Here is a 6,049-nt window from a genome sequence, read left to right on the forward strand (position 1 = left end):
CGCGACGGCCGTGATCCCGAACAATCCCTCGCGATCCAGGAAGTATGAGCTCGATACGGCCCTTTATACGGAGCGCCACCTGATCGAATGCTGTTTTTCCAAGCTCAAACAGTTCCGACGCGTCGCGACACGCTACGAGAAGACAGCCCGCAACTACGCCGCCGTGGTCACCATCGCTGCCATCGTCCTATGGCTCCGATAACTGTCCACACCGCCTAGCGTATGACAGAGGCGTCGGGCCGAGCCTCGATCGCTTTGGCCGCGCCGTCGGCATCCAGCGCGGCATCCCACATGGCGGCATGGTAGGGAGAGGTGGGTTCGGTCATGTGGTCCATCCCGGGATGGTCGACCAAGCCGCATCAATCGCGGCGGCGTGATCCGGCGAGGCGGCGATAGCAGCGGCGCGGGCCTCATGGAGCGCATCACGCCCGCCGATCGCGGACAGGTCCTCGCCACGGCGTCGCAACGCGGCGGTGTAGGCGCTCGCGGCCGGGGAGCCTGCGGGGGCGCCGTGCAGGGCCGTGAGGAGGGCGAGTAGCCCGGATGTGATGGTAGCTGAGTCTTGCGTCTTGCGGGCGGCGGTAGTGGGCATGGGCGCTCCTCAGGCAGCGGCGGGGCGGTGAACGGCGGCGTAGGTCCCGACGATTTGTCGGCGATCAACGCTCGGAAGGCGGTCCAGGGCTGCAAGGGCGAGAGCCAGGGCAGCGGTGTCATGCTCGGCCTTGGCGAGGTGGCGACAGAGGTCAGCGGCGCGCGGGCCGGACAGAACTCGAGCAAGTCCACGAAGGCAGCGCAGTCGGGCTCGGCGCTCGGCCTCCTCGATGCGCGGATCAAAGGGCCCCCAGGAACTCGCAGCAGAGGTCATCAGATGATCGAAACCCGCAAGCCTGTGACCGTTTCGAGGAGCATGACGCGGAACGCGGTATCTTCCGGCTGAGTCGCCTTCCAGCAATCAGCATATCATCAATCGCGCCGATAGGTAATTTTGCTTTGTCTCTAAAAGACGGAGTACGGCGTCCGTGGGCTGTATGCCGTCTGCTGCATCCATCTATCGGCGCTAATGACGCTATTGGCACATTAGGTAGGGAAAGCAGGAAAGCGGCGAGACCGTTCAGAAGGCCGAAATCGGCCACCTAACGGCGTTAATGGCGCTATCGGCACAGGCCACCAGAAAAGAGCCTTTCGGGTCTGATCCGGGAAAGTGAATGCGGTAGGCTGCCTCCGGCAGCATCAAGCGCAAGCAGGACATGCAAGGGAGGGCGCACACCGGTAGTCACGACGGCTGAGCCCGGAACCCGTCCGGCGGCAACCTGTTACCGGCCACCTCATGGGAAGTGAGGCCCGCACCTTCAGCCCCGCCGGCAGCCGCCGGGCAGGGCATTTTCGTTTCGGGCCTACGCGGCGATCCAGGCGAAGCGCCCTGCCTCATCCCAGGCGCAGTCGGCGCCGAGCGAGGCCGCGAACACGCGCGCCAAGCGCGCCCGCTCGGCATCGACCACAGGCCCGTCGACCGCGACCGGTCGGCAGCGGGCGGTGAGGCCGGGCACGACGAAGTCGGGGTTGTGCAGGGCGTGGTTGGAGCCTTCGGTGAAGAACGGCCGGTCGCCCCAATCGAGGTAGCTTTCCGCCGGTAGGCCCTCGGCGAGCAGGATGTCGTGGGCGTCGAGTTCGACGTGCCAGTAGGTGACCGACGAGACTGGCTCTCGGGCGATGGTGGTGCCGTTGATGAGGCACATGATCGGCACGAGGTGGCCGCCCACGCCGTCAGCATCGGCCCCGACGAGGACGGGGTGCCCGGGCGAGAGGAGGAGGGCGCGGGTGGGCAGGCCCGGACCGAATGCACCGGCGCGGATGCGGATCGGCTGCTGGTAGGCCAGCAGGGTCCGGCCGCGTCCGTCGAGATCGCGATGCCCGATCCATATGATCGGCCGCAAATTGCCAGAGGCGGTGACCACATTGTCGCCGGCCCTCAGCTTCTCGACGGCGATTTCACCGCGGGTAGTGCGGATCAACGCGCCTGTCACAAAGCACACTGGCGGGATCAATTGGCGACTGAAGAGCTGCGACGTGCTCGTGCCATTTGCTTGCGAATTATCGGATCCTGAGACAGTAGCGACGAGATTTGGCGGTTTTGTCGATCCAACAATATTGTATTGTATATCGCCTGTTGAGACGCTTATATTTTGGAAATTATAATAATAACTAACTCTCCCGTATTGACCAAAATAAAACTGCTCATAAACAGTGTTAGTTGCACCCATGTAAGTAGATAAACCAGTTATAGATCTTCCATAAATGGTTCCTGAGGCCTCCAATACAACTTCACTGGATGTATCTATAGAAAGAATTATATTTGCAAGATTTGCTCCCGATGATTGGTCTATTATTCTAAAATTATCAGACAAAACTGACATTATCGTACCTCGACTTTATGGTCACGAAGAACATGCGCGTCGTAAACAATTTTTACTGGAGGAGCTCACGGAGCAGATCAAGTGTCTCAGAGCGGCGTAGGGAGAGCGATCACGGGAAAAACCATAGATAATCTCAATCTGTAGCGTCCTGGATACACCCATGAGTGGCATCAACGGCTTGGCTTGGCCTCCGCCCCTCCGGCCACAGCACGTCTCAGACGATGATGGTCCTCACCCGCCGCTGACCTGCTCGGCGAAATCCTCTGGCACCTCCACGAACTGGCTGAGGATCGCGACGCTCTCAATCTCGCCCGTCTCGTCATCCGCCACGATGCGCAAGGCTGCCGTGCCCGGCATCCGTCGAGCGATTGCCTCGGCGCGCTTCAGCGCCCCGCTCTCCGTCGGTGCCACGTCCCGGTTGCCCGGCCGTAGCCGCTTTCGGTGGATCTCGAACGTCTGCACCATGAACGTCGTCCGCATCCCCATGACGATCTCCTGATCCTGTCATCCCCGCTCCACACAGGCCCGAAGCGTGGCCTTGACCGGGAACCTCCGGCCTGTTTGTTCTCTTTCCGTTCTAACACGGAGGGCGCGCGTGACTCTCTATCGGGTCGGTGCAGAGGCGGCGGACGACGGCGGGTTGGTGCGGATCCCGTTCATGCTCCCGACGCTCTGTGCCGGGTTCCCGAGCCCGGCCGAGGACTTCATCGAGGGGGCCTTGGAGCTGCCGAGATGGCTGGTGCCGAACCCTCCGGCGACCTTCATCTGGCGCGTCCGCGGCTGGTGCATGAAGGGCGCCGGCATCCACGACGAGGATTTGGCGATCGTGGACCGGTCGTTGCGGCCCGCCTCCGGCGCGGTGGTGGTCGCGGTGGTCAACGGGGAGATGAGCCTCAAGCGCCTATTGATGACTGGCAACCGGCTAAGCCTTACGTTCGACAACCCGGAGATGGATGAAGAATTCGCGCTGGAGGATCTGGAGGAGGGTCTGCTCTGGGGCGTGCTGCTGTTCTCGGTGCGCTGGCACCACGTGAAGGCCCGCGCGGCCTCGTGCGATGAGCCGGGCGCCGCCTCGAGCGCGTCGTCGGCTAGGAGGCCTTCGCGGTAGAGGTTGCAGCCGATCTCAGTGCTCATGCTTTGCTGGCAATCAGGCGGACGCCGAGCCCGCCGGACCTTGTAGCAGGCGAACGTGCGGCGTCGTCACCGCGTCAGCTTCTGCTGAGCGAGCCAATCAGACACGCGCGTGGCGACCGCGTCCGAGTTCCGATCCATCATTAGCATGTGCGTGTTGCCGCGAAGGCCGGCTTTGGGCAGTTCGAGCCACTCCACGTGCCCTCCCGCCTTGTTCACCGCGTCGCGCCACGCGGCGTTCGCCTTTACCAGCGGCGTCCAGAACGGAACCCGGTCGAGATAGTCGCCCCACACTACGAGGTGCGGGATGTCCTTCACCGCGCTTGCGTCCGCCTTCGCGGGGTTGGGCGCGCCGGATGGCTCGACGAGCACGAGAGCCTTGACCAAGTCCGGGTTGTGAAGCGCGGCCGTGTACCCGAAATTGCCGCCCTGGCTGTGCACTACGATCACGCAGGGACAGACCTTGCGCACGTAGGCGTCGTAGGCGGCTTGCGTCGCCGCGTCGTTCGTCGCCCAGCGTGGCACCGCCTGCTTGGCGAACTGGTCGTAGTCCGAGATTGGGAACTGCGTGCCTTCGAACGCGTGGCGTGCGCTCGGCTCCTGCGCCCACCCGTCGGCTGGGCCGATGCGGAAGATGTCCCAGCCCTCGCGTTTGGTGCGGAAGAGCGGGGGAGAGGTATAGATCTCCGGGTAGCGCGACCACGAGGCGCGCCCTCGCTCGACAGCGTCCGAGACGTAGGTGTCGTAACCGTGCTCTAGGAAGAACTGCTGCCAGCCCGGCTTGCCATCGGGCTTCGTCTCCCAAGTCACACCGGACAGTCCACCCCCGTGCCAGAGCAGGATAGGCAACGGCGCGGAGGGCTCTGCAAGCTTCACATACTGCACGTACATCTGTCCGGTCTCGAACTGGCCGTTCGGATCGACAGTGATCGGCGCCATGCCCGCGGTGAAGCTGATCTGCGACTTCGGCAGTCCTTCGAGCGCGACTTCGTGCCCGCCGATGTGGAAGCTGCCGACCTCACGCACGCGGTACTCGGCCCGAGCTCCCAAGGGGATGGTACAGAGGGCGACGGCCGCAAGCGCACGCATCATTCCCTGCATCGACCAGTTCCTCCCATTTGCGTGACGTTGGCCGCCATCGCCGATAAAGGTGTACTTAACTACCCGCGCCTCTGTCATCACGGACTTGCACAGCGCCGCTCGCGGCTCGGGATCAGGCAGGGCGGCACGGCCCAAACTCGCAGCCACGGTTTCCTACCCTTCGTCTTTTTAGAGCAGCAAGGGTGTTCAAAGTTCGGCGAGCGATCCGCCCTGGTGGAGCGACCTATCGGTCCGCATCATGCCGACCCGGGTACACCCGGGATGCATCCCCCGTCCGCCGGCTCGTTGCCATACCCGGCCGAAGCCGCCCACACCATCGCGATCATCGGTAGTTCCCGCTACCGGCGGGCAATCGGGCCTTGATGTGCGCGCAACCGCGGCGAGCAGCGTTGCCATATCTCCAACTGCCACATCCGTGTACCGCTCTCTCCAAGCGCCACCGCCAGCCCTGCTGCAGCTGGTCCTATCTGAGAATGGCACCGATGAATTTGCCACTCCGGCGGGTGTTTCCGCCCATTCTGCTCCCGACATTCGTAGCCGTGGTGGACGGCACCATCATCACGGCGGCGCTGCCTGCGATGGCGAGTGAGTTCGGCGACGTGGAGCGGGTCTCCTGGGTGGTCGCATCCTACCTGGTCGCCAGCACCGTGGCGGCCCCCGTCTACGGTCGGCTGGGGGATGCTCTCGGGCGGCGACGCATGCTGCTGCTGGCTTTGGCGCTGTTCGTCACGGCGTCCGTGCTGTGCGCCTTAGCTCATAGCCTCCTGACCCTGGTTGGGGCACGCATCCTGCAGGGCTTCGGCGGCGGCGGTTTGATGGTGCTGAGCCAGGCGGTGCTGGCCGAGAACGTCGCGCGCCATCAACTGGGCCGAGCCCAAGGGTTCATGGCCGCGGTGATCGTGGCCTCCTCGACATTCGGGCCGGTGGCAGGCGGGGCGCTGACGCAGGCGTTCGGATGGCCCTCCGTCTTCTTGGTGAACCTACCGCTCGGCCTCCTGGCGATGGTGCTATTGGTGCGGCTACCCGGCCGCGAGGGCAGCGGTGAGCGCGGAAAATTCGACTGGCCGGGCCTGTTCCTGTTTGCCGGATCGGTGGTGCCGTTCCTGATGGCGTTGGAGCAACTGCAGCGTGTCGAACCTGCGACGCTGCTCGGGATCGGGATGTCCCTGGTCTGTCTCGTGCTGCTAGGCGGTGTGGACAGTTATCGGAGCCATAGGACGATGGCAGCGATGGTGACCACGGCGGCGTAGTTGCGGGCTGTCTTCTCGTAGCGTGTCGCGACGCGTCGGAACTGTTTGAGCTTGGAAAAACAGCATTCGATCAGGTGGCGCTCCGTATAAAGGGCCGTATCGAGCTCATACTTCCTGGATCGCGAGGGATTGTTCGGGATCACGGCCGTCGCG

The 6,049-nt window shown here is 63.6% G+C and carries 9 protein-coding genes; 4 read left to right on the top strand and 5 right to left on the bottom strand.

The window, feature by feature from the left end:
* Positions 1 to 202 (top strand): transposase (locus FF100_RS36430; protein WP_139038114.1); only part of this gene is annotated, 202 nt, incomplete at its 5' end.
* Positions 203 to 322: 120 nt separating this feature from the next.
* On the opposite strand, the gene FF100_RS36435 is transcribed toward FF100_RS36430, so the two are convergent.
* On the bottom strand, positions 323 to 592 hold the full coding sequence (locus FF100_RS36435) for a hypothetical protein (protein ID WP_139040880.1): 270 nt from the start codon (positions 590 to 592) through the stop codon (positions 323 to 325).
* Positions 593 to 646: 54 nt separating this feature from the next.
* On the opposite strand from FF100_RS36435, the gene FF100_RS37675 reads away from it, so the two are divergent.
* Positions 647 to 937 carry a hypothetical protein gene (locus tag FF100_RS37675; protein ID WP_139040881.1) on the top strand — a complete coding sequence of 97 codons (291 nt, stop codon included), beginning with the start codon at positions 647 to 649 and terminating at the stop codon, positions 935 to 937.
* 457 nt (positions 938 to 1,394) lie between these two features.
* Here the strand turns inward: FF100_RS37675 and FF100_RS36445 are convergent, their stop codons facing one another.
* On the bottom strand, positions 1,395 to 2,414 hold the full coding sequence (locus tag FF100_RS36445) for a Hint domain-containing protein (protein ID WP_342779053.1): 1,020 nt from the start codon (positions 2,412 to 2,414) through the stop codon (positions 1,395 to 1,397).
* 231 nt (positions 2,415 to 2,645) lie between these two features.
* Positions 2,646 to 2,900 carry a hypothetical protein gene (locus tag FF100_RS36450; RefSeq protein WP_139040883.1) on the bottom strand — a complete coding sequence of 85 codons (255 nt, stop codon included), beginning with the start codon at positions 2,898 to 2,900 and terminating at the stop codon, positions 2,646 to 2,648.
* Positions 2,901 to 3,009: 109 nt separating this feature from the next.
* Between FF100_RS36450 and FF100_RS36455 the strand changes: the two genes are divergently transcribed.
* Positions 3,010 to 3,522, top strand: a complete 513-nt coding sequence (locus tag FF100_RS36455) for a LexA family protein (protein WP_171070479.1) — start codon at positions 3,010 to 3,012, stop codon at positions 3,520 to 3,522.
* A gap of 92 nt (positions 3,523 to 3,614) precedes the next feature.
* Here FF100_RS36455 and FF100_RS36460 read toward each other — a convergent pair whose 3' ends face one another.
* Positions 3,615 to 4,646, bottom strand: coding sequence for an alpha/beta hydrolase (locus FF100_RS36460; RefSeq protein ID WP_139040885.1), 1,032 nt, complete (start codon positions 4,644 to 4,646; stop codon positions 3,615 to 3,617).
* 482 nt (positions 4,647 to 5,128) lie between these two features.
* On the opposite strand from FF100_RS36460, the gene FF100_RS36465 reads away from it, so the two are divergent.
* A complete protein-coding gene (locus tag FF100_RS36465) occupies positions 5,129 to 5,896 on the top strand; it encodes an MFS transporter (RefSeq protein WP_246102802.1) in 768 nt (255 codons plus the stop codon).
* Here FF100_RS36465 and FF100_RS36470 read toward each other — a convergent pair.
* Positions 5,848 to 6,049, bottom strand: a 202-nt coding sequence (locus FF100_RS36470; protein ID WP_139038114.1) for a transposase, incomplete at its 5' end; no start/stop codon positions are given. The two genes, FF100_RS36465 and FF100_RS36470, sit on opposite strands and share 49 nt — an antisense overlap.

This window comes from Methylobacterium terricola, assembly GCF_006151805.1.
GTDB classification, from domain to species: domain Bacteria; phylum Pseudomonadota; class Alphaproteobacteria; order Rhizobiales; family Beijerinckiaceae; genus Methylobacterium; species Methylobacterium terricola.

What these genes read in the sequence shown, in the direction of transcription:
- FF100_RS36445 (WP_342779053.1), bottom strand. Translation starts at nt 2,414, where the DNA reads ATGTCAGTTTTGTCTGATAATTTTAGAATAATAGACCAATCATCGGGA.
- FF100_RS36450 (WP_139040883.1), bottom strand. Translation starts at nt 2,900, where the DNA reads ATGGGGATGCGGACGACGTTCATGGTGCAGACGTTCGAGATCCACCGA.
- FF100_RS36460 (WP_139040885.1), bottom strand. Translation starts at nt 4,646, where the DNA reads ATGCAGGGAATGATGCGTGCGCTTGCGGCCGTCGCCCTCTGTACCATC.
- FF100_RS36465 (WP_246102802.1), top strand. Translation starts at nt 5,129, where the DNA reads ATGAATTTGCCACTCCGGCGGGTGTTTCCGCCCATTCTGCTCCCGACA.
- FF100_RS36435 (WP_139040880.1), bottom strand. Translation starts at nt 592, where the DNA reads ATGCCCACTACCGCCGCCCGCAAGACGCAAGACTCAGCTACCATCACA.